Here is a 19,722-nt window from a genome sequence, read left to right as displayed (position 1 = left end):
CCGGTGATCCCGTCTGGTCTTACGATGGTGTGATGAGTCCCGCAACAGCCAGAAGCGCACCCACGCACCTGCGGGTCGCCGTCTGTCAGATCAACACGACGGTCGGCGATCTCGACGGCAATGTTGCGCTCGCGCTCGACGCGCTCGCCGAGGCCGGAGAGGCCGGCGCCGACGTTGCGGTGATGCCGGAGATGACCATCACCGGCTACCCGCCCGAGGATCTCCTGCTCAAGCCGGGGTTCGTGGCCGACTGCCGGGCTGCGCTCGAGAAGTTCGCCGCGCAGACCGGTCGCTGCGCCGTCGTGATCGGTTTCGCCGACGGTGACGACGAGCCGGGACGGTCGGTGCAGGACGTCGCCGGGGTCACGCACTTCAACGGCGTGTGGAACGCCGTGGCGATCTGCGCCGAAGGCCGCGTCTTCGGCACGTACCACAAGCGTCATCTGCCGAACTACGACGTCTTCGACGAGCTGCGCCACTTCCGCCCCGGCGATGAAGCGCTCGCCCTTTTCGACCTCGCCGGCGTTCCCGTGGGGGTCACCCTGTGCGAGGACTCGTGGATCCCCGACGGCCCCGTCAGCCAGCTCGCCCGCGGCGGCGCCCGCCTCGTGCTCAACATCAACGGTTCGCCGTTTCGCGAAGGCAAGCAGGCGGTGCGAGAGCAGGTCATCACCGACCGGGTGCTCGAAGCGGGCGTGCCCGTCGTCTACGCCAACCTGGTCGGTGCCCAGGACGAGCTGATCTTCGACGGCGGATCGTTCGTGGTCGCCGAGGACCGCGACGGTGCCCATGTCGTCGCCCGCTGCAACTCCTTCGTCGAGGGCGTCGATGTGTTCGACATCGAGCTGCCGCCGGCCCGCACCACCATGGACACCTATCACGTGGTGCCGGTCACCCCGCCGCACGCGACCCTCCGTCCGCTCATCCCGGCACCGATGGTGCCGCGCCTCGATCCGTTGGCCGAGCGCTGGGAGGCGCTGGTGCTCGCCACGCGCGACTATGTCCACAAGGCCGGCTTCGAGAAGGTCTGTCTCGGTATCTCCGGCGGCGTCGACTCGTCGCTCACGGCGGCGATCGCGGTCGACGCCCTCGGTCCCGACAACGTCCACGGCATCCTGTTGCCGTCGCGTCACTCGAGCGATCACTCCCTCGCGGATGCTGCAGCGCTGGCGGCCAACCTCGGTATCGCCACCACGACCGTGCCGATCGAGCCGGCCCACGCCGCCCTCACCGAGATGCTCGTCGGCCATGTCAGCGACGGCGCGATCGAGGTCGGCGACCTGACCGACCAGAACCTCCAGGCCCGCATCCGCGGTGTCGTCTGGATGGCGATGGCGAACGAGCACGGCTGGCTGGCGCTCACCGCGGGCAACAAGTCCGAGGCCGCGGTCGGCTACTCCACGCTCTACGGCGACACCGCCGGCGCGTTCGCGGTGATCAAGGACGTGTGGAAGCTGATGGTCTACGAACTGGGTCGGTGGCGCAACCAGGTGGCCATCGCCGAGACCGGCGCACCCGTCATCCCCGAGTCGGTGCTCACCAAGGCGCCCTCGGCCGAGCTTCGGCCCGGCCAGACCGACGACCAGTCGCTGCCGCCCTACGAGGTGCTCGACCCGATTCTGCGGGCCTACGTCGAGGACGACCGCACGGTGACCGAGATCGTCGCGATGCAGCTCGCCGATCGAGAGGTCGTCGAACGTGTCTGCCGGCTCGTCGACATGGCCGAATTCAAGCGTCGCCAGACCCCGCTGGGGGCCCGCCTGACCAAGAAGGCGTTCGGCCGCGATCGACGCATGCCCATCATCAATCGATACCGCGGCTAATTTCGCCGGGTGGCCGTGGGTTGGACGGCCGATCGACGACCGTTCCGGGAGGATGGGTGCATCAGGGCTTGACGGCGGTGGAGACCGCGCAGCTCGCGGGCGAACTCCACTGGGTCGCGGCGCGACTCTTCGAGGTGCTCGGACTCTGGGCCGGCGAGGCCGACCGGCCCGACATCGCCGTGTCGCTGGCGACCTCGTCGAGACACCTCGGATGGCACGCCGACGACCTGCTCGAACTCATGCCCGAGTCCGTGCTGCTCGAGGACGACGCGCAGAGCCGTCCGCATGCGCCCGAGGTGGCCGACGCGGTCGAGGCGATCCGGGCCATTCCCGGTTCGATCGAGCGTCTCGCGGTCGCCAATCGGGTGCTGTTGCCTCGCGTGGCCGCCCGGTGTGTGGCCGTCGAGCGCGCCGCCGCCAATCACAGCGACGCGCCGTTCGCGCGGGTGCTGGCGTTTCTTCTCGCCGATCTTCGCCGCGACCGCGACGACGGTGAAGCTCTGCTCGGTCAGCTGCTCCTCGATGTCGACGCAGTCGAGCAGATCAATGTGCGGGTGCTCGAGGCAGAGTCACGTCTCGTCGCCGTGGGCGGGCTGCTGCCGGCGCGCATCCAGCGGTGAGGCCGGCGGACATGGGTCGTGCGGCCCAACTGTCACGATGACGAGAGTCTTGCTCATGATCGGTGCCGCTCGCGCCGACCACTGAGAGGCACAGCGTCGACGACGATGCCAACGCGGGTTCGTTCCCAACGCGAGCTCATCGGTGGTGGATTCACGTTCGCTGGGTATCGTGCATCAACTAGCCGGTAGCGACGAGAGGGCAACTCTGTGGCGAAGGAACGTGTCGAGCGGGACGAAGAAGACCTGGTTCGGCTGTACCTCACCGATATCGGTCAATACCCCCTTCTCACGAAGGAGGACGAAGTCCGCCTCGCACAAGAGATCGAGGGCGGCACCGAAGCACGGACCGAGATGGAGACCACCGAGGGTGAGCTCACACCGGCCAAGAAGCGCGAACTGCGCCGTGCCATCCAGAAGGGTGAAGCCGCCGAGCGCACCTTCGTGCAGTCCAACCTGCGACTCGTCGTCTCGATCGCCAAGAAGTATCAGGCCTCCGGTCTGCCGCTGCTGGATCTCATCCAGGAGGGCAACCTCGGGCTCATGCACGCCGTCGAGAAGTTCGACTGGCGCAAGGGCTTCAAGTTCTCGACGTATGCCACCTGGTGGATCCGTCAGGCGATCACCCGTGGCATCGCCAACACCGGCCGCACCATCCGCCTCCCGGTCCACGCCGGCGACACCCTCGCCCGACTCCAGAAGGCCCGTGCTCGCCTCGAGCTGAAGTACGGCCGCCCGGCCACGCTCTCCGAGCTGGCCATCGAAGTCGAGATGCCCGAGGAAAAGGTCACCGAGGCCCTGCGCTTCGCGGCCGAGCCGCTCTCGCTGTCCGAGCCGTTGCGTGAAGACGGCGACGCCGAACTCGGCGATGTCGTCGAGGACAAGGGCGCCGACTCTCCGTTCGAGAGCGCGGCCACCTCGCTGCTGCCCGACGAGATCTCCCGCCTGCTGGCACCGCTCGACGAGCGCGAACGCGAGATCCTGAAGCTGCGCTTCGGTCTCGACCGTGGCGAGCCCCGCACCCTCGAAGAGGTCGGCGAGCACTTCAACCTCACCCGCGAGCGCATCCGTCAGATCGAAGCTCGCGCCATGTCGAAGCTGCGCCACCCGTCGAGCGACACCGGCGCCCGCGACCTCCTCAGCGTCTGAGCGATCTTCTCAAATCTCGGTACCCGCGGACTGCGTCAGTGAGCGGTTACGTCGCTACGCTGCGCGGTCATGGTCCACCCTGACGCTGTCGCCTCCATTCCGTCGAAGAAAAAGGTGTGGCCGCTGGCCCTCGGGGTCGGCGTCGTGCTGTTCCTCGTCGGTGCCGTTGGCGCCTGGGCCTTGAGTTCCTCCGACGACGACGAGACCGCGTTCGAAGGCGAAGTCTTCGTGCAGGAAGCGGGCGAGATCTTCCTGGAACCGGCCGACGAAGTGGGGCCCGAACCCTTCGCGTCCACGGCGTTCGCGTCGGCGCCGCTGCCCGAACACACCGCCCAGGATGCTCCGGCGGAGGAGTCGACCACCGAGATCACGACGTCGGACGGGCGCACGCCGGGGCTCTACGGCGGCAGCACCGACAACACGGTGTGTGATCCGGCGGCGATGATCGAGTTCCTCGTTGCCAATCCGGACAAGGCCGCCGCCTGGGTCGCGGCGCTCAACACGGATCCCGATGTGACATCGCTCAACGGTGGGCTGCTGACCGTCGACGACCTGCCGACCTACATCGGCGGGCTGACACCGGTCGTCCTCAGCCACGACACCCGGGTGACCAACAACGGCTTTCGCGACGGCAAGCCCACCCCACGACAGGCGGTGTTGGAGAAGGGCTCAGCGGTTCTCGTCGACGCCAACGGAATCCCACGGGCGCGCTGCTACTGCGGCAACCCGCTGACGGCCCCGGTGCCCTCGCCGGTCTCCCCGACCTACACGGGCGGTTCCCCCGACTGGAACATCCCCACCGATCTCCAGGTGATCAGTCCGCCCGCCACTCCGTCGAACGATCCGCTCCAGGTCACGCCGCCCGGCAATCCCAACGGCCCGCTGTCCCCGTTGTCGCCGCCGGTTTACACGACGTGCCCCTTCAGTGATGCGGCCCTGTGTACGGAGTTCATGCGCGTCTTCGGCGAAGCCACGACCACGACGACCAGTACCACCTCCTCGTCGACCACCAGCACGAGCACGACCACCAGCACGACCACCACGACGACGACCTCCACGGCTCCTTCAGGAGGCGCGTCGGACCCGGTGTTGTCGGATGTCGCTGTCCGCGCGAACCCGAGCGACGACGGAAACTGTTCGGGCCAGGTCCCGGAGTGGCGCGGCTACATCGTCACCGGTTCGTACTCCGATCCTGATGGCGATGCCGGTGTCGTCCTCACCGCCGACTACGGCGACGGCTACGAGGATGCGAGCTCGTACACGACGTTCACCGGCGACGGTGGAAGCGGATCCTTCGAGATGACCATCTGCACGGTGCCGGGCAACACGGTGGCGCTGATCCTCGGTGACATGCTCGGGAACGGGAGCAACGAGATCCGAATCGCGATGCCGTAGCAGCGCGCGCCTCCCGTCCCCCCACTCACCGAACGACCGATAGAGGATCCACGATGGAACCGCAATCTCCCCCGAACCAGCCGCCCACATCGACGCCGGTTCCCACCGAGTCGAAGCGATGGCCGATCGTCGTGGCGACCGGGCTCGTCGGCCTCCTCGCCGGCGCTGCCGTCGGCTGGTTCGTCCCCGACCTGATCGACGACGACACTGCTGACGACGTGGCGGCGGAGACGGAGATCACTGCGCCGCCCGAGACGGTCGCTCCGGTCGAGACCACGCTCCCCGCCGGCACGCCACCGCCGGGGACGGTGCTGGTCGCACACCACGACGGGACCTTCCAGGTGGCGGTCCCCGAGGGCTGGGAAGCGACGAGCACGTACTTCATGGTGCAGGAGAACCCGACCCTCTCGGCGATTGCCGACCCGACGTCGGATGACGGCTACTATGCCGCGGGCGGTCTCGGAGTGAATCACCTCGCCACGTCGGGGACCACCCCGGAGTCCGCTCTCGATGCGCTCCCCGCGTCGTCTCGTTGTCCTGACATCGAGCCGCGGGAGGACTACGCGCACGGCTCGTTCGTCGGGCGGATCGAGCGCGCCTCGGGCTGCGCCAACGGCTACGAGCTGTGGCGCATCGCCGTGCCGCTGGAGGACGGTTCGGTCCTGGTGGTCGCCGGTGCGGTACTGAGCGACGACCCGAAGGTGCTGAACGACGCACTCGACACCTTCGCGCCGGTCGTCGAGGAATCGGCCGAGGTCGTGCGGTACGCCGATTGCATGGAGATCGAGGAGTCCGACGATCCGAGCTTTCCGTACACGATGAAGGCATTCAACTATTCGGGAGCCGACATCACATACGGGTATGTCGATCCGGGAACCGGTCAGCCGACCGAGGATCTGGAACTCCTCGCCGGGTTCAACATCTTCAGATTCTCGAGAGAAGGCGACACCTACCGGTTCAACCTCCCGGCGGGACCCGCGGACTACGTGGTCACCAGCGAGCCGACACAGTGTGTGTTGGTGACGCCCGACGGAGTGTCGACACGTCCGTCCTCCGACGGCTGAACTCGCCGGGCCCGAGTTCTGACACCGTTCTTACCCGGCCGGTGTACAACGGTCACATGGTCAGTCGTCGGAGCTTCCTGGTCGGTGCCGCCGCCCTCGGCGGGTCGCTCCTCACCCCAGGGTGCACCCGAGATGAGGTTGGCGAGTCGTCCCCGGTGACGACGACCACGACGCCCACGCCCACCACCACGACGACCGTGCCCGAACTCTGGGCGGCGGCCGACTTCGGCGAGTTGGACGCCTTGCTCGACGAGACCGACACGGCGTCCTTCGTCGTCGTCGACGGGGACCGGACGATCCACGAGTGGTACCGCGACGACACGTCGCACACCCAGGACATCGCCTCGGCGCAGAAGAGCGTCCTCTCGTTGCTCGTCGGTCGGGCGATCGCCGATGGTCTCTTCTCGCTCGACACGCGGATCGACGACGTGCTCGGGACCGACTGGACGCCCGGTGGTCAGAGCGCGTCCATCACGGTCGAGCATCTCCTCACGATGACGAGCGGGCTCGACGACGCCCTCGCCGTCGTACGCGAGCCGGGCGTCGCATGGTTGTACTCCGGCGCATTCGCCCGACTCTTCGACGTGGTGACGCGAACCTCGGGGCGAGCGTCGACGGCGAAGGACCTGAACGACCTCGCCTCGGAGTGGCTCTTCGCGCTGGTCGGCGCCGACGGTGCCGGTTTCTACGAGCGCCCGTTCGGTGGGCCGTATGCCCGGTTCGGGCTGCGCTGCACGGCCGGCGACCTGATCGAGATCGGTCGCGGTGTCCGCGATCGATCGATTCCCGGCGTGCCGGCCGAGTGGTACACGGCATCGTTCGCAGCCACTGCGTTGAACCAGTCCTACGGCTATCTGTGGTGGTTGAACGGCCAGGCGACCTTCCGGCTGCCGGGTCGGGAGCGCCGGGAACGGCCCGGACCGTTGGTCCCCAGCGCGCCGTCCGACGCCGTCGCCGCGCTCGGCAAGGACGATCAGAAGCTCTACATCTCGTCCGCCACGGGACTCGTCGTCGCTCGCCAGGGCGGCCGAGCCGATGCCGGGACACGGGCGTCGCTCTCGGGATTCGACGAACGGCTGTGGGCGCTGCTCGCGGAACTGCGCGGCTGACCGCCCGAGCAGTGATGGCGGAGGTGGACGGGAATCGAACCCGCCGGACAGGGATCACCCATCCCACCCGCTTTGAAGGCGGGGGAGCCCACCAGGCGCTCGGACACCTCCGCTCGGCAAGCTATCGGCTGCGTCGGCGTTCCGGCCGCGAGGACATTCCTCGTTCCGGTCGCTAGCGTCGACGTCATGTCGAAGAACCGCATCATCCTCATCGTCGTGCTGCTCGCCCTGCTGGGCGTGCTCGCCAAGAAGGTGCAGGACGACTAACCCCGTTCAGAACGGCCAGCGCCGCTTCGGCTTCTGACGGCGGGTCCGCCACAACAGCGCCGCACCCGATGCCAGGCCGATGCCGAGCGCGCCGGCGCCGATCACGGCGGGTTTCGGTGTCGGAATCGACCCCTCGCGCAACGGTCGGGGATTCTCGAACGTACGGATCTCCCATCCGCGGGTCTCGGCTTCCTTGAGCAGCCCCCGGTCGGGATTGACGGCCACCGGATGGCCGACCGCCTCGAGCATCGGCAGATCGGTGATCGAGTCCGAATAGGCGAACGAGCGCGAGAGGTCGAGGTGATGGAGATCGGCCTCGCGGTCGATGGCCTCGACCTTGTGCACCCCGGCGGAATAGAACTCGACCTCACCCGTGTAGCGACCGTCGGCATCGACGCGGGCCCGGGTGGCGATCGCGTCGTCGACCCCGAGGTGGCGAGCGAGCGGCAACACGATCTCCTCGGGTGATGCCGACACGAGATAGACCCGCCGGCCGGCATCACGATGTGACTCCATGAGTTCGAGTGCCTCGGCGTAGACGAGCGGATCGATCACCTCGGTCAGGGCGTTGTCGACCAGGGCGGAGATCTTGTCCTTCTCCCAACCCACGGCGATGCGCAGCGCGGTCTCGCGCATCTTCTGCATGCGGCCCTCGTCGGCGCCGAGGTAGCGGAACACGATCTGCCCCCAGAGCCCGCGCACCACCAGCCAACGGTTCAGCAGGCCTTCCTGTTGCAGGCGCGGCCCGAAAGCGAGCATCGCCGCCTTGGCGATGACCGTCTTGTCCAGATCGAAGAAGGCGGCTTCGACCGGCTCGGCTGTGGGGGTCGCCATGACGTCAGCCTACGGACCGGGCGACGAGGGGGTTGGCCGGAGGGGGTTGGCAGTGTCAGTGGGTGCCCGTATGTTCTGGGTCAGCGACTTCCCCCGTCGAGCTGCTTCGTTCTGAAGCACTGTTCCGGGAGTCGTCATGTTGCAGGTTTGTTGGTCGCCCAAGGGCGGGTCGGGCACGTCGGTCGTCGCCGCCGCGATCGCCGCCCAGTCCGCCGCGGCGGGGAACGAGACGTTGTTGGTCGACCTGGCCGGCGACCAGAGCGCCATCTTCGCGGTGGCGGAGGGAGAGGGCATCGGCGACTGGTTCGCCGCGGCCGACGAGGTCGGTCTCGATTCCTTGCGCTCGCTCGAGGTCGAGGTCGTGCCGGGGTTGCGCCTGCTCCGTCGCGGCGCGGCTCCTGCGGGGCAGTGGTCGGCCGAGCGGATGGCCGTGGCGATGACGCTCTTCGCCGGTCGGTCCGACGTGGTCGTGGTCGACTGTGGCCGCGAGCCGTTGGGATCGCTCCCGGCCGGTGCGGCCACCACCATGGTCACCCGGGCCTGCTACCTCGCGCTCCGGCGGGTCCGCGACGAGCGTGATCCCTCGGCCCACGTGGTGCTGATCGAGGAACCGGGGCGGGCGTTGTCGCGTCGCGACATCGCCGCGGCAGTGGGAGAGATCGACGTCGTGATCCCGTGGGATCCGGCGGTCGCCCGAGCGGTCGATGCCGGCATGCTCGCCACCCGGGTGCCCCGATCACTGCGGCCGTTGCGACGGCTCGCCGAATCGAGCGGCCGGGTCCGTTCGTGATCGACGCCGATCTGGTCACCCGCATCCATCGCCGCCTCGTCGAGGACGGTGGCGATCTGCGTCTGGCCGGCGAGATGCTCGACGCCGAGGCGCCGTTGCTGACGCCGGATCAGCGGGCCGAGTTCGCTCGCCAGATCGCGGCCCGGTTCTCCGGGTTCGGCGCGATCGACCATCTCCTGCACGACCCCGAGGTGAGCGAGGTGATGCTCAACGGTGTCGGCCCGGTGTGGGTCGAACGCGATGGCGAGGTCGAACTCACCGAGGTGCGGATCGACGCCGACGAGTTGCAGCTCCTCGTCGAGCGGATCCTCGCGCCGATCGGGCGGCGGCTCGACCCCCTGCGTCCGTGGGTCGACGGACGTCTGGTCGACGGCAGCCGGGTCAACATCGTGGGTCCGCCCATCGCCCCCGACGGACCCTGCGTCACGATCCGGCGCTTCGTCGTGCGGCGGCCGACGTTGGCCGAGTTCGCGTCCCCGGGGGTGGTCGAGGTGTTGCGCCACCACGTGAGCGACGGCGCGACGATCCTGGTGAGCGGCGGCACCGGTGCCGGCAAGACCACGCTGCTCAACGCGTTGGCCGGCGAGCTCCCCGACGAGACCCGGGTGGTCACCGTCGAGGACGCGGCCGAGCTGGCCCTGCCGCTCGCCAACGTCGTGCGGCTCGAGTGCCGTCCGCCGGGGCTCGAGGGCACCGGGCAGGTCGAGACCCGCGACCTCGTCAGGGTTGCTCTGCGGCTCCGGCCCGACCGACTCCTGGTCGGCGAGGTGCGCGGGGCCGAGGCGTTCGACCTGATGCAGGCCCTCAACACCGGCCATCGCGGTGGCATGTCCACCATCCACGCCAACTCGCCGGTCGATGCGCTCGATCGTCTGCTCGGTCTCGTGCTCTCGGCCGACGCCGGGGTGCCCGCCTCGGTGGTCGAGTCGCAGCTGGCGAGGGCGATCGACCTCGTGGTGCAGGTGGCGCGGGCAACCGGCGGGAGTCGACGGATCACCGACGTGGCCCGCGTGACCGGCCCGGGCACGGTCGAGTCCCTGGGCGTGATGGCGTGATGCGTTGGTTCGACGCCCGGGCTCGGGCCCGACAGTGGCAGATCGAACAGTTGCCGACGATGCTGCACGCGCTGGCCCGCGCCGTACGGGCCGGGAAGACCCTGCCCACCGCCCTCCAGTCGGTGGCTGCCGATGCCACGGTGTCCGGCCCGGAGCTGCAACGGGCCGCCCAGCGAGTGCGGGATGGCGCTCGCGTGCACGACGAGATCGATCGTTGGGCCGCGTCGCTCGCGCACCGCGACGCCGATCTCGTGCGGGCGGTGGTCAACACCGGTGCGGCCACCGGCAGCGCACTGGCCGCCTCGCTCGATCGGGCGGCCGGCAGCCTCCAGGAACGAGCCGATCTGCAGCGCGAGATCGCCGCACTCACCAGTCAGGCCCGCACCTCGGCCCTCCTGCTCACCGTCGCCCCCTTCGCGTTCCTGATGGTGATCGCGATGGTCGACCCCTCGGTGGTCGCGGCCACGCTGGCCACCGCGCCCGGTCGGATCGCCTTGGTCATCGGCGTCGTGCTCGATGCCGCAGGGTGGGCCTGGATGCGTCACCAGGTCCAGGGGGTGGACCGATGATCCTCGTCGCCTACGTCACCGCAGCAATGGCGTGTCTCGTGCTCGTTGCGCCCTGGCGGCAGCCGTCTCGCTCCCTCCGGCCGACGGCGACCGTCGTCGCTCGACCGGCCCGCTTCGCCGCCGCGGGACCGTGGTGGGGCGCCGGGGTCGCCGGGAGCGCGCTCCTCGTCCATCCGCTGGTCGCCCTCGTGGTGTTGGCGTGGCCGTCGTGGCGACGCTGGTCGACCTCGCGGTCCCGTCACACCGCCCGCCACGATCAGGCGTTGCGGTCGCTGCCCGAGACGGCCGACCTGGTCGGACTCGGCATCGGCGCCGGCCTGTCGGTGCGAGACTCGGTGAGCCACGCGGCCCGTTGGGCCGACGACCCCTACGCCGGGGTTTTCGCCGAGGCGCTGCGGCGGGCCGAGGCCGGTGAGACGTTCGCCCGGGCGCTCGACGCCGCCGCGGGCGATCTCGACCCGGTGGCGCAGCCGCTCGTAGCCCTGTTGGCCGCCGCCGACACCGACGGTGGCGCCGTCGGTACGGCGCTCACCCGGCTGGGCGACGACGCCCGCCGCCGCCGACGCAGCGGGGCGGCGGCCCGGGCCCGCCGGCTGCCGGTCACGATGCTCCTGCCGCTGGTGTTGTGCGTGCTGCCCGCCTTCGGATTGGTCGCCGTCGCACCCTTGGTTCTGAGCGCGCTCGGCAGTCTCGAGATCGGGTTCTGACCGCCCGCCCGGATGTCCGAACTTCCCCCACATGAGACAACGAGAGGGAGAATCCAGTGAGAACCGAAGAACGTCTGCGCCATCTGGCGCTGACCATGTGGGTCACGATGGAGGCGGCCGCCCGTACCAGCGGCCGGGGCCGTGGCGACCGGGGCCAGGCCACTGCCGAGTACGCGCTCGTCGTGCTCGGCGCGGCCGCGGTGGCGATGTTGTTGATCGCCTGGGCCACCAGCACCGGGAAGATGTCAACCCTGCTGAACAAGGTGGTCGACAGCGTCGCCGGTCGGATCACGTGAACCGGCATGGCCGGCTCGTCCGGCGCGATCGACGTCGGGCGGGCCGGTCATGCAGTGGTCAGGCGACCGTCGAGGCCGCCTTCATGCTGCCGGTGGTGGTGTTGCTCGCGCTTGCCGTCGGCCAGGTCGCTGTGGTCGCCAGCGCCCGGGTGATCGTCACCCACTCCGCCCGGGAAGGCGCACGGGTCGCCGCGGTGGGCGAGAGCGACGGCGCCGTCCGCGAGGCCGTACTCGCCGGCGGATCGCTACGGGCCGATCGCGTCGCCGTCACCATCGATCGCCGCGCCGACACCGTGGTGGTCACCGTGCGCTACCGCGACCCTACCGACGTCGCGATGGTCGGCTCGATGATCGGCGACGTCGAACTGGTCGGCGTGGCCGTCATGCAGCGCGAGTAGCGAAACCGCCCATCTCGACCACACCGAAGTGGAACTCGGAGATAGGCGCAGGCGCCGTCAACGCGTTACTGATTGCCTGAAATGCGGTGCCGGACTTGCTTCGGCGGATCGTGGCTCGGCACGTACTGTGTTTGAGTTCTGACCACGCTGCGCGCTCACCGCGCGACGGTACGCGCTGCACGTGGCATTCCCTCGGATCCGGCAGAAATCTGCAAAGCGATTCATGGAATCGGTCGTCTTCGCTTGACGCGGACGTAGTTACGCGGCTGTAATTACGTGTGCGCAACCCACACACGCATCCGGCGTGTCGGGTTGGGCCGGACGAATCGAACCGTTTGGGAGGCGCAGCCAGCGTCTCGGCGGGGGAGCCGGCCTTGGTACCTCAACTCTGTGCCAGCAGGGAGAGGGTGTCCGGGGTCGGCTTTGTTCGTTTTTCGACGCGTCCAACAAGGTTCTTTGGGCGCTCGGGGCTTGGCGCTTGGAGACGGTTCAAGAGATGCAAAGTCAGGCCGTGTGGCCCGCTTGACATCGTTCAAATTACATCGGTGAGATCCAATGCGTCAACCGGGGATCCGAGTGGACCCTGTGGGGACAGCCTGTGGATAACGATGTCTACTGCTAAACCTGCTGGTCAGAGCCTTGCGGTTGGGTGTGGGTCGTAGCTGTCAAGAAATTTGGCAAAACCGCCGAAACTCGGCGAAAGCTCCTTCTCGTAGTTCGAACAGGTCCGCATGTCCCCCCCCGGGGGGCCGTCTCTCGGATAGAGGGCTCCAAGGGTGATCGAATCTGAGACGGTCGCCCTTAAATCTCGGAGACGCGCGCCGGGAGGAAACCTGAAGTGGAACAAGGTCGACAACGAGCATGTCGGGTGCTAATTCAAGATCACCAAGGAGGGACGCCGCTGGTCCTGACGATGGCGGAGCGCTCGGAGGAGGAGTTCGCCTACTTGGCCGCTGCCGAGGAAGCGTCCAAGGGTTGGGACGCGCGGCGTGCCGGCAGCAAGGACGCCAAGGTCGCTGACCTCATCGAGGGCGGCGAGACGAGCCGGGGTGCGCGAGTAGATAACTGCCAAGGCGATGCTGTCCGCCAAGGGCGAGGTCGTGCCGCTGTGAAGGCCAGCGACCGCAAGTTTTCTATCTGCATGCGTCGCTCGACGACTGAGGAGGTGAGCACCAGCGGTGCGAACACCGCGGTCGATCGACAGCAGGCGGTGTGCGAGAAGCTCATCAACGAGCGGACGGAGGAGGGCGATCGGTCGTCGCGACGACGAAGACGGACCCAGCAGTCAGTGGCTGCGACCGTGATGCGTTTCGGCCGGATCGGGACCAACTCCTCGAAGACATCGACCAGAAGAAGATCGACACCGTTGTGGCATGGCGAACCGATCAGGCTGGTTCTGGCGACACCCGCATCACGACCCCGGCGGTAGTGTCGCCGGCATCGAGGTCAGCGACCCCGTCTCGGACTCCACCCGCTGTGGAGGACCCCGAGACGGGAAAGTGGTACGTGCGCCCTGCCCGCGAGCGTGACGAGGATGTCGCTGGCTTTGACGCTCGGGCTTCCGTGCCTTGATCGATGCGGACTTGGAGCGGACCCCGGTCAACTGGTGACTGCTTCGGCTACCGTCGTCAGCCGTGAGAGTCGTGACTGCGATCGGAGTCGGTTTGGTCTATCTGGCTCCCGCCTGTGCGGATGAGTCGGATGATAGAGGAGCATCCCTCCCGCCGGTCGAGGTCTACATCTACCGCGAGGATGCTGGAGAGAGGTCCCAGCAGAACTTAGTTTCGTATCTGCGGGTGGACTCCCTCTGTGCGGATACGCCTTTGCGTCTTGTGAACGTCACTGCTCAAGGCGATCTGGTCCAGTCGAGAGTGCGTCCAGAGTCGAATGACAACAACGACGGGGGATACACGGCTCCTTACTGGAACGAATACTCGGATGGCCCGGACATCACCACTTCGTTCACATGTGAGACGTTCGACAGTTTCTGGAGCGGTACGGCCTCAGTGGGGGAGTAAGGACGCGACGACCCCCTGGCGTGAGCGAGGCCGTCCAGCGCAGGCGGCCGATCGCTAGATCAGCAGGCTCCTCGGTTCGAGCGGGTTCAGAGCAGCGTCGAGATCGAAGCCGTGCGCCCAGCCGTCCACGCTGGCGGTGGCTGCGGCTGATCGGGTCGCCGTCACCATCGATCGCCGCGCCGACACCGTGGTGGTCACCGTGCGCTACCGCGACCCCACCGACGTGGCCATGGTCGGCTCGATGATCGGTGACGTCGAACTGGTCGGTGTGGCCGTCATGCAGCGCGAGTAGCCGCTCATGTGAGACGGAACTGCGAGGGGTGGTCGGCGGTGCCGAACGCGAGCCAGGTGTCGTTGGCCATCGCCTGGGGCACCGTCATGCTCACGACCAAGCTGTGTCCCGCGGGGACCGTGTAGTCGATCGCGCCGAAGTTCACCGTTGCGACGCCGAAGTCGGCGCCGAACGAGTCCTGGGTGAAGATCACCTGGCCACTTGCGATTGTGGTGCACGAGCTGAGGCCTGATGCGCAGTCGGAGATGCCGGCGGCGAGACCGCCGGGCGGACCGGTGGCGAAGTCAGGGGTGGCCACGTGAAGCCGCAGTGATCCGGTGCCGACCAGGCGCGTGTCGGCCGCGATCGGCAGCGACCAGGCGGCGACGTGCGCGGCGTCGAGCTCGGCGAGTCCCGACGGGCCCGATGTCAGGGTGATCCCGGGGTCGGTGTTGGCGGCACTGTCCCAGTTGGTCGCCCCGGACCCGGACACCGAACCGACGAGCGCTCGTGGCGACCCGCTGCCGCCGCCGAGGAAGCCGCCGGCAAAGGTCGACGGCGCCAGCGTCGTGGTGGTCGTGGTCGTCGACTCGATGGGGGCCTCGGTCGTGGTCGGCGGCGCGGCCGTCGTCGACGGGGGAGGGGCCGCAGTGGTTGGGGTCACCGGGATCGTGGGTACCGCTGCGATTGCCGGGGTCGCCGGTCGCACGGTGGTCCGGGGAGGGCTCGTGGTGGTGGTCACGGTGACCGTCGTCGAGGTGGTGTCGGCCGTGGTCGTCGTCGGGGTCGTGGGCACGACCGTCGTCGTGACGACGTCGTCGACGGACGTGGTCGTCGTGGTGACCTCTTCGACCACTCGCTCGGCTGCAGCCTGATCGGGTTGCGTGTCCATCGCCGGCAGCATCACGCTCGTGGCGGCGAAGAGGGCGGCGACGGCGGAGGTTGCCGCGGCCGGCACGCTGGCTGCGCCACTGGCCTGCACGGCGACAGGCGAGTTGGCCAGCCAAGCGCCGATTCGACCTCGGTTCTTGGGGACCAGCGAGGCGGAGAGAAACGCACGGACCACGTCGGGGTCGAACTGCGTGCCGGCGCAGGCGGCGAGTTCGGCCCGGGCGTCGTCGTGGTCCATCGCGGTCTTGTAGGCCCGAACGCTCGTCATCACGTCGAAGGCGTCGGCGACGCTGATGATGCGGCCGGCCCGGGAGATCTCGGTTCCGTTCGTGCCCCTCGGGTAGCCGGTGCCGTCCCAGCGTTCGTGATGATCGCGCGCCCCGCGCGCCCACTCACCCAACCAGCCGCGCATCGGCTGGACCATTTTCCAACCCTCCGCCGGATGGGTCTGGAGTCGTTTCCACTCGCGGTCGCTGAGCTTCGCGCGCTTGTTCAGGACGTCGGAGGGAACGGTGAGCTTGCCGATGTCGTGGAGCAGCGCCGCCCACTGGAGCTTGAGTCGTTCCTCAGGGAGGAGTTCCATCTCGGCCGCGATGAGGTCGGTGTAGGCGCGGACCCGCTCGGTGTGGCCGCGGGTCAGTCGGTCGTGGGCGGTGAGCCGGCTGACGATCTGCATCATGCACTCGGCCGCTTCCTGGGCCGAGTCGTTGTCCAGCGACGCGACTTCCTGGGCGAGCTGTTTCGTCGTGCCGCGTCGCAGCGCCATCTTGAACCGTGACGGGGCGTGGTCGGGAAAGACGATCGAGAGTTGCAGGAGAGTCGAGAGCGGGAGGTGCCGTCGGGCGGCCCGGTCGATCGCGATCAGCACCATCGTCGAGATGACGGAGAGCACCGCCCAGCGGGCGGTCGCCTCGATCAGCGACGCCGGTAGCCCCAGCTGCCGGTTCAGTCGCCAGGCCCCGGCGGTGACGGCGACGAAAGGAACGGCGAGAACGAGGACGCGCACCACGCGCGCGAGAACCGGTCGGCCCGTCCACTCGCGCTCGGCCGTCTCGTTCTCGGTCTTCACCTCTCTCCCGTCGGTGTGGCGGGAAGGGAAATGAGGTTTGTCATTGCACGGGTGGGCCGAACGGCCTACCCGTGAGACTCTATTCAGTCTCGATGGTGCGAAGAATCGAGTCCAGAAGGGTGGAAGCGCCGTGCTTGTCGAGTGGTTCGTTGCCGTTGCCGCACTTGGGCGACTGCACGCACGACGGACAGCCATCTCGACACGGGCACGCGTTGATCACGTCGCGGGTGGCGCGAAGGTGGTCGGCGCCCGCCTCCCACCCCAGCTCGGCGATGCCGGCGCCGCCGGGGTAGCCGTCGTAGACGAAGATGGTGGGGCTGGCGGTGTCGGCGTGGCCGGCGGTGGACACGCCGCCCACATCCCAACGGTCACAGATCGTGAAGAGGGGAAGGAGCCCGATCGCCGCGTGCTCCGCCGCGTGGAGCGTGCCGGGCACGTCGTGGCCGGCCGCCGCGACCAGGTCGGCGTCGATCGTGTACCAGAACGCGCGGGTGATCAGCCGCTGCTCGGGGAGGTCGAGCGTCTCGTTGGACAGGATCTTGCGGGAGCGGGAATCGCGCAGCTGGTAGCCGGTCACCTGCGTGAGGACCTCGACCGAGCCGAGGTGGAGCGTGGCCGCGCCGACGGGTCGCGACGACTCGGTGGACAGCACCCGGATGTCGGTGCCGCTGCGGGCCTGGGTGTACTCGCCGCCGTCGGCCTCGACCACGCGGGCCTCGAGCGCATCGAGGTCGAGGCGCACCACCTCGAACGCGTTGCCGCGGTGGAGATAGATGGCGCCGTCGTGGACGGAGCTGTGGGCCCGACTCTCGTCGACGGTGCCGATCAATCGGTTGGTGGCGTGGTCGACGATGCGGACCTCGCCGGCCGAACCCGATCGCAGGCTGATGCCCCGCGACGGATAGCCGGTACCGCACCAGTGGGCGAACGGCTCCTCGGTGCCGTTGCGCCACCGCCGTCGCAGCCGGAGTTCGTCGGCCCGGACGAGGTCGCGGACCCCGTTGTGGAGTTCTTCCTCGGTCCACCACCGCCGGTCGTCGTAGCTGATCGGCAGTTCGTAGGCCGCGCACGCCAGGTGAGGGTCGAGGATGAACGGGTTGGCGGTGTTGACCACCGATGGCTCGGGCGGGCGCTGGAACACCTCGTCGGGGTGGGCCATCAGGTAGCGGTCGAGTTGGTCGTCGCCGCCCACCAGCACCGTGACCGACGGGGCGCTGCGCCGCCCGGCCCGGCCGGCCTGCTGCCACATCGAGGCGATGGTGCCGGGGAACCCGTTCATCACACATGCGTCGAGCCCGCCGATGTCGACACCCAGCTCGAGGGCGGAGGTGGACACCACCCCGCGGAGGTCGCCGCCGAACAATTCGTGTTCGATCGCTCGGCGTTCGTCGGCCAGGTAGCCGGCACGATACGCCACCACCGACTCGCGGAGTTCGGCCGGCAGCCGGCCCCGGACATCACCGGCAACGAGTTCGGTTCCCTTGCGCGAGCGGCAGAAGGTGATGGTGCGGTGACCCGAGGCGACGAGGGCGGCGGTGACCGACGCGCACTCGGAGTTGGCCGCTGAACGCACGCCCGTCGATTCGTCGACGACGGGCGGGTCGAGGAGGGCGAAGCGGCGCGGGCCGGCCGGCGACCCGTCGTCGGTGACGGCGGTGACCGGTGCGGCGCACAACGCCGACGCGAGACGAGCGGGATCACCGATGGTGGCCGAACAGAAGATGAACGTGGGGTCGCTCCCGTAGTGGCGACAGATCCGCCGCAACCGCCGGAGGATGTGCGCGACATGGGTGCCGAAGATGCCCCGCAGCACGTGGAGTTCGTCGACCACCACATAGCGAAGCCGCATCAGGAACCCGTCCCATTTGCCATGACGGGGAAGGAGCCCGCCGTGGAGCATCTCGGGATTGGTGAGCACGACGTTGGCGTGGTCGCGGATCCACGTCTTCTCCTCGGGGGTGGCGTCGCCGTCGTAGGCGCCGGCCAGCAGCTCGGGGAAACCCATGGCGCTGAGGGCCCGCAGCTGATCGTGGGCCAGTGCCTTGGTGGGATAGAGGACCATCGCCGTGCCCGGCTTGATGGGATCGATGACCGCCTCGGCGATCGGCAGCTGGAAACAGCGCGACTTGCCCGACGCCGTCCCGGTGGCGATGACGACGTTCTCGCCCCGCCGAGCCAGATCAATGGCCTCGGCCTGGTGGCTCCACAACGGCTCGTCGCCGACCGCGGCGAGCAGTGCCGGCGGCAGGGGTCGCTCGAGAGCGGCGAAGCGTTCGGCGCGCTCGGGGAGATGTTCGACATGCACGAGACGGCCGTCGTCGGCGAGTTCGGTGAGCAGCTGTTCGAAGGCGGGCGTGCGCGGCAGCGGCGGAGCGGCGATGCGCAGGCCGGCCGCGTCGCGCTCCGGGGCGACATCCGCGGGATGCGGAAGCGGCTCGGGAGCGAGGGCCATGCCCGCAGACTACGGGTCGGGTGTGGCCGAATCACAACGATGGGGTTTGGTCGGGGGTTCGGTGTCTCCGCCGGCTGGCCGTATTACCGTCACCTCTGTGCAGATCGTGACGCACTCGCATCGTGAGGGTTCGTGGACCGTCATCACGATCGCGGGCGAACTCGACGTGGTCGGCGGTCCCGAACTCCGTCAGGTCGTGATGGGAGAAGTGCGGGCCGGACACCACCATCTGGTGCTCGATCTCACCGGTGTCGACTTCATCGATTCGTTCGGGCTCGGCGTGGTCGTGGGGGCGCTCAAACGCTCCCGGCTTCTCGACGGCGACGTGCGGCTGGTGGTGCCCGAACCCCGGGTCCGCCGCGTCTTCGAGGTGTGCGACCTCGACCGCGTCTTCGTGCTGCACCCGACCGTCGACGATGCGGTGGCCGGCACGGTGGCATCAGCGTGAACGGCGACGGGCCGTCGGGCGACGAGATGGCGGTGGCGGACTTCCGTCCCGGTGAGATCGTGCTCGAGATCCCGGCCCGCACAGAGTACGTCTCGCTCGTTCGCGTGGTGGTTGCCGCCGCCGCCGAGATCGAACCCGACATCGAGTCGTCGCGCATCGACGACCTTCGCGTCGCAGTGAGCGAAGCGACCACCAACGCGATCGAGTCGCACGACCTTCACGGCGTCACCGATCGGATCCGCATCCAGTGCAATCTCGCCGACGAGGAGATCGCCGTCGTCGTCCACGACATGGGGATGGGCTTCGAGCCCGACGCCGTTCCCGAGTTGCCCGAGCCCGACGCGCCCGAGCGCCTGCTCCACGAATCGGGCCTGGGCGTCCACCTGATACGGATGCTCGCCGACGAGTCGGAATTCTCGGCCACCGACGATGGCACCGACGTCCGTCTGGTCGTCTATTCGTCGAAGCGTCGGCGACGCGATTCCCACGGATAGCGTCTC

Annotated in this window: 19 protein-coding genes and 1 tRNA gene; 16 read left to right on the top strand and 4 right to left on the bottom strand. The window is 68.6% G+C overall.

Going from position 1 to position 19,722, the window contains the following annotated elements; translation table 11 throughout:
• Positions 1-32 precede the first annotated feature (32 nt).
• The 6 genes from RIB98_18890 (at position 33) to RIB98_18865 (ending at position 7,157) form a co-directional block, all read left to right on the top strand.
• Positions 33-1,823 (top strand): NAD+ synthase, encoded by a 1,791-nt coding sequence (locus RIB98_18890; protein ID MEQ8843048.1) that lies wholly within the window; start codon positions 33-35, stop codon positions 1,821-1,823.
• Positions 1,824-1,879: 56 nt separating this feature from the next.
• Positions 1,880-2,443, top strand: coding sequence for a hypothetical protein (locus RIB98_18885; protein MEQ8843047.1), 564 nt, complete (start codon positions 1,880-1,882; stop codon positions 2,441-2,443).
• Positions 2,444-2,650: 207 nt separating this feature from the next.
• Complete coding sequence (locus tag RIB98_18880) at positions 2,651-3,589, top strand: sigma-70 family RNA polymerase sigma factor (protein MEQ8843046.1); 939 nt, start codon at positions 2,651-2,653, stop codon at positions 3,587-3,589.
• Between the two features lie 69 nt (positions 3,590-3,658).
• Complete coding sequence (locus RIB98_18875) at positions 3,659-4,984, top strand: DUF6777-containing protein (GenBank protein MEQ8843045.1); 1,326 nt, start codon at positions 3,659-3,661, stop codon at positions 4,982-4,984.
• 53 nt (positions 4,985-5,037) lie between these two features.
• Entirely contained in the window at positions 5,038-6,048 is a 1,011-nt protein-coding gene (locus tag RIB98_18870) for a hypothetical protein (GenBank protein MEQ8843044.1), read from the top strand.
• Between the two features lie 56 nt (positions 6,049-6,104).
• A complete protein-coding gene (locus RIB98_18865; protein MEQ8843043.1) occupies positions 6,105-7,157 on the top strand; it encodes a serine hydrolase in 1,053 nt (350 codons plus the stop codon).
• Between the two features lie 15 nt (positions 7,158-7,172).
• Here RIB98_18865 and RIB98_18860 read toward each other — a convergent pair.
• Together RIB98_18860 and RIB98_18855 are read right to left on the bottom strand one after the other, a co-directional pair.
• Positions 7,173-7,268, bottom strand: a tRNA-Sec gene (locus tag RIB98_18860).
• 162 nt (positions 7,269-7,430) lie between these two features.
• Entirely contained in the window at positions 7,431-8,258 is an 828-nt protein-coding gene (locus RIB98_18855; protein ID MEQ8843042.1) for an HAD-IB family hydrolase, read from the bottom strand.
• A 136-nt stretch (positions 8,259-8,394) separates the two neighbouring features.
• Between RIB98_18855 and RIB98_18850 the strand changes: the two genes are divergently transcribed.
• From RIB98_18850 to RIB98_18815, 8 genes are all read left to right on the top strand, one after another.
• Positions 8,395-9,048 (top strand): hypothetical protein, encoded by a 654-nt coding sequence (locus RIB98_18850; GenBank protein ID MEQ8843041.1) that lies wholly within the window; start codon positions 8,395-8,397, stop codon positions 9,046-9,048.
• Positions 9,045-10,103 (top strand): ATPase, T2SS/T4P/T4SS family, encoded by a 1,059-nt coding sequence (locus RIB98_18845; protein ID MEQ8843040.1) that lies wholly within the window; start codon positions 9,045-9,047, stop codon positions 10,101-10,103. The genes RIB98_18850 and RIB98_18845 overlap by 4 nt, the downstream gene beginning before the upstream one ends.
• Positions 10,103-10,672: a type II secretion system F family protein gene (locus tag RIB98_18840; GenBank protein MEQ8843039.1), complete on the top strand. Its 570-nt coding sequence runs from the start codon at positions 10,103-10,105 to the stop codon at positions 10,670-10,672. Before RIB98_18845 ends, RIB98_18840 begins: the two co-directional genes overlap by 1 nt.
• Positions 10,669-11,379, top strand: a complete 711-nt coding sequence (locus tag RIB98_18835; protein ID MEQ8843038.1) for a type II secretion system F family protein — start codon at positions 10,669-10,671, stop codon at positions 11,377-11,379. The genes RIB98_18840 and RIB98_18835 overlap by 4 nt, the downstream gene beginning before the upstream one ends.
• 56 nt (positions 11,380-11,435) lie before the next feature.
• Positions 11,436-11,675: a DUF4244 domain-containing protein gene (locus tag RIB98_18830; GenBank protein MEQ8843037.1), complete on the top strand. Its 240-nt coding sequence runs from the start codon at positions 11,436-11,438 to the stop codon at positions 11,673-11,675.
• A complete protein-coding gene (locus RIB98_18825; protein MEQ8843036.1) occupies positions 11,672-12,073 on the top strand; it encodes a pilus assembly protein in 402 nt (133 codons plus the stop codon). Before RIB98_18830 ends, RIB98_18825 begins: the two co-directional genes overlap by 4 nt.
• A 913-nt stretch (positions 12,074-12,986) precedes the next feature.
• Positions 12,987-13,502, top strand: a complete 516-nt coding sequence (locus tag RIB98_18820; protein ID MEQ8843035.1) for a hypothetical protein — start codon at positions 12,987-12,989, stop codon at positions 13,500-13,502.
• A 725-nt stretch (positions 13,503-14,227) separates the two neighbouring features.
• Positions 14,228-14,383, top strand: coding sequence for a hypothetical protein (locus RIB98_18815; protein ID MEQ8843034.1), 156 nt, complete (start codon positions 14,228-14,230; stop codon positions 14,381-14,383).
• 4 nt (positions 14,384-14,387) lie between these two features.
• Here RIB98_18815 and RIB98_18810 read toward each other — a convergent pair whose 3' ends face one another.
• The gene (locus RIB98_18810; protein MEQ8843033.1) at positions 14,388-16,322 is read right to left on the bottom strand and encodes an HD-GYP domain-containing protein; all 1,935 of its coding nucleotides are present in this window, start codon (positions 16,320-16,322) and stop codon (positions 14,388-14,390) included.
• A 79-nt stretch (positions 16,323-16,401) separates the two neighbouring features.
• Entirely contained in the window at positions 16,402-18,774 is a 2,373-nt protein-coding gene (locus tag RIB98_18805; GenBank protein MEQ8843032.1) for a DEAD/DEAH box helicase, read from the bottom strand.
• 97 nt (positions 18,775-18,871) lie between these two features.
• Here RIB98_18805 and RIB98_18800 point away from each other — a divergent pair, with 97 nt between their 5' ends.
• Positions 18,872-19,222: an STAS domain-containing protein gene (locus tag RIB98_18800; protein ID MEQ8843031.1), complete on the top strand. Its 351-nt coding sequence runs from the start codon at positions 18,872-18,874 to the stop codon at positions 19,220-19,222.
• On the top strand, positions 19,219-19,716 hold the full coding sequence (locus tag RIB98_18795; GenBank protein MEQ8843030.1) for an ATP-binding protein: 498 nt from the start codon (positions 19,219-19,221) through the stop codon (positions 19,714-19,716). The genes RIB98_18800 and RIB98_18795 overlap by 4 nt, the downstream gene beginning before the upstream one ends.
• Positions 19,717-19,722 lie beyond the last annotated feature (6 nt).

The organism is Acidimicrobiales bacterium (assembly GCA_040219515.1).
Classification (GTDB): Bacteria; Actinomycetota; Acidimicrobiia; order Acidimicrobiales; family Aldehydirespiratoraceae; genus JAJRXC01.
Note: the sequence above shows the minus strand (reverse complement) of the source record. Positions and strands in the feature narration are given on the sequence as shown.